The sequence below is a fragment of the Hansschlegelia zhihuaiae genome (genome assembly GCF_004103825.1).
GTDB lineage: Bacteria > Pseudomonadota > Alphaproteobacteria > Rhizobiales > Methylopilaceae > Methylopila > Methylopila zhihuaiae.
The window spans coordinates 140,946-144,004 of record NZ_RYFI01000014.1 but is presented as its reverse complement, the minus strand read 5'-3'; the positions used below and the strand labels follow the sequence as shown (position 1 = coordinate 144,004).

Genomic DNA, 3,059 nt, shown 5'->3' with positions numbered 1-3,059 from the left:
GGGGGGCGGGAGCCGGACGCAGGTCTCCACGAAATCCCCGCACCACGGCAGGATCTGCGGGTCGCCGAGCGTCCGGCCGTCCGACTTCAGAAACGCCTTCAGCGCCGGGTTGCTCTCGTGAAGGCCCATCTTGCGGCGGCCCTCTTGAACCCAGATCGGCTCGCCGACCGTCAGCGCCGGCTTCGTCGGCGCGGCCTTGTTCAGCGCCGCGGTCGTAATCGGCCCCACGACGCCGTCGGCCTCCAGCCCCCTCGCCTTTTGAAAGGCGATCGCGGCGGCGCGGGTCCGCGGCCCCCAGACGCCGTCGGCGTCCCCAGGATTGAAGCCGAGCGCGATCAGGCGCCGCTGGATGTCCAGCACGGTCATGGGCGTTCTCCAGGACATGAAAAAGCCCGGCGCGAGGGCCGGGCGGATCAGGCGTCAGTATGGGTCGATGATCAGTCCGCCATCGACGTCTGGTGCGCCCTCTGGCCGCTTGTGATGAGCGACGGCCCGTCGAGGTGGACGCCCTGCGAATCCCCTTCGAGGATCGTCAGGTCGTCGATATTGTAGGTCCGGAAGTTGAGGGGCGAATCCGACACGAGATCGGCCTGCATAGCCCTATAGCTGTTGGTCTCATCGACCATCTCCGGCGGATCGGTATCCTTCTGGCGGAGAAGCGGCATGACGGTGCGGAACTGATCATGACCGACAATGCCGCGAACCTGCCGGATCATCTCGCGGATGGAGCGCGCCACGGCTGGATGGCCGCTCGTTGGCGTCCGGTCGGCTTCCTGCGACAGGATCGCGAGGGTGTCGAAATAAGCTCCGGGGCCGGCGATCTCAATCAGATTGCGGAGATCGTCGAGCGCGTCGATCCAAAGTGTCTGGACGTCCGTGACAAACGGGTTCCATGTCAGCTTCGGATCGCCGTCCTTGTTCGTGACGAGCGATGTTCCGCCGAGCGAGTGCTTGAGGTTCAGGCGGTCCTTGCCTGCATTGATCGTCCGATCGCGCTGCGAGAACCCGACCTCTGGGCCGAAGCGATGATCATTCACATCGATCTCGTAAGGGAGCTGGGCCGTATTCTCGCCGATGACGAGCTCTTCGAGCCCGCTCCCATAGTTCCGGAACATGAAGGTGCGAGCGATCTTCTCGCCTCGGGCCGGAACGGTCTCTGGACCGGTTAGCCCGCCCTGCGCGCCGAGGTTGGACTGCCCGATCCATAGGGCGATCAGCGCCCTGGCGCTGACGGATGTGAGGGTGGCTGGCATTCAGGTCTCCAGGCATGAAAAAAGCCGCCCGGAGGCGGCGTAGTTTTCGGTCGCAACGGCGAGCGTTCAGTAGGATTTCCCTCATCCAAGAATCCACCGCTCAAATAAGGATGGATCTACATGAAAGTCGCTATGAGCGCGCAATTCTGCATTCAGAGACTCACCAAAACAATATGAAAACTCTTGATTGCGAATATTTGCTAAATCCCAAAAGAAAAACTCAGCGTGGCTTGATGATGTCAAGCACGCAATCCTACAATCTGAACTGGCCCACAATATGTTTGTCATGGCGGCACCAGTCACACCCGCTATTAGCTCAGCCTCTGAGAATATTTCCACCTGCTCCTGAAGACTTCTCTGCTCTGGCCAAATATCAATAAAGCCATTCTGGTGAGCAATACGTACAATTTCGTCTTCGTTAACAAGCCGGCGGCGGCGCGCACCGGGGCGTCGAACCAAAAGTCGGCGCCCCTTTCTCTGAGATTTTTCCGCAACCTCCACGATCTTAGATATTCCAGATGCGTCGTGTGTATGACTATGAATTGAATTCCCTGACATGACAAAAAGTTCTTCAAATAATGTCGAAGAATTTCTCAACCATATAATCTCGTTTTGCGAAACCCCGGCCCACGCCAGCGACGTCAGTCTTAACTTCCGCATCCAATCCGGACTTTTGGGAACAGCAAATTTAAACTCCAGATCCGGATAAGCTGCACGAAATTCGTAAACTCGCGGCACACATTCAGCCAGCCAATGCCCGTAATTCGAATCTCCGGGTTTTCGTAACAGCGCGACCGGCCCAGAAATCCGCTTGATTGGTGCGTTTCCGCGTTCGGCAGTTCCACGAATTGTCTCTGAAATAAGATATCCATCTTCTGTCAGAACGCCGCCGCTTCCGAACACTACCGCGTTCGCCAGACGCGCGATGCGCCCAGAAGGAAGCTGAGCGCTCTTTCGATTAAGCACTTCCTCGCGTTTCTTCCTTACAGACGGAGGGAATATATCGAGATTGGCAGCGGCTGGAGGCTCACTTCGATATGGAAGTCGATTAAGTTCTCGAGTGTATTCGCCTTTTGGCATGTCTAGGAGGCTAACTAGCGTCATTGATTCGCCCGTTCGCGCCCTGACTTGAAAAGATTTTATTGAGGATCGCCTCGCGGCTTTTGAGACTATCCGTGCTAGTGATTTCTATCGCCCCATATAGTTCGTGCATGTCAGGAGACAAATGCATGGAGCTGAATCTGTCCAGGACAGTCTCATAGTTGTCTCTTAAAATCGTAGAGCTACTGTCTAGTCCTGTGCAAAGAACCAGCCCCGTAGGGGGACAATCAAGACATGTAATGCGTATGTCTGGCCTGAACTCACGGATGGCCAACACTACTTTCCATACGTCACCGGTCCAACCAACCGTCTGAGGCTTTCTCTCAGCCCACACGGCTTGTGGAGGGAGGCAATCGTGAAGCGCGACAACCGATCGTGAACTGCAATATCGTTCGGCTCCAATAAAGTCTCGAAGAAGATATTCAAACAAATGCATTCCATCAAGGAATGCCAAATCGATCCCTTTTGGAAAGATTTGCGTCACTCGATCTTTTTCAAAGAACTCATCACTTGTCATCTGGAAAAGATGACACTCAGGCTTCCCCGCCATGATGTTGGCAGTTAAGGCGAAGCGCGGATCAACGCTTATCGAGGCGCACCTGATCTGCGCTAACGACTGCCCCGCATTCGTTCCCACTTCGAGATAACTCTTAGGAGCAATCGCGGAAGTGATTACGCGCATAAAGCGGCGATAGTGAAGGCCTT

General features: G+C 55.8%; 4 protein-coding genes. All 4 read right to left on the bottom strand.

Translation table 11 applies throughout. The annotated features are described in order from the left end of the window. Window positions 1-366 (bottom strand): peptidoglycan-binding domain-containing protein (locus EK403_RS22740; protein ID WP_206659557.1); only part of this gene is annotated, 366 nt, incomplete at its 3' end. A gap of 71 nt (window positions 367-437) precedes the next feature. Continuing rightward, window positions 438-1,253 (bottom strand): aldolase/citrate lyase/malate synthase family protein, encoded by an 816-nt coding sequence (locus EK403_RS15095; protein ID WP_128778299.1) that lies wholly within the window; start codon window positions 1,251-1,253, stop codon window positions 438-440. A gap of 81 nt (window positions 1,254-1,334) precedes the next feature. Then, window positions 1,335-2,219 carry a glycosyltransferase family 61 protein gene (locus EK403_RS15090; RefSeq protein ID WP_164919616.1) on the bottom strand — a complete coding sequence of 295 codons (885 nt, stop codon included), beginning with the start codon at window positions 2,217-2,219 and terminating at the stop codon, window positions 1,335-1,337. A gap of 124 nt (window positions 2,220-2,343) precedes the next feature. After that, window positions 2,344-3,059 (bottom strand): class I SAM-dependent methyltransferase (locus EK403_RS22735; RefSeq protein WP_206659556.1); only part of this gene is annotated, 716 nt, incomplete at its 5' end.

Bases quoted from the DNA above. Each gene is read 5' to 3' on its own strand.
- EK403_RS15095 (WP_128778299.1), bottom strand. From the start codon at position 1,253: ATGCCAGCCACCCTCACATCCGTCAGCGCCAGGGCGCTGATCGCCCTA.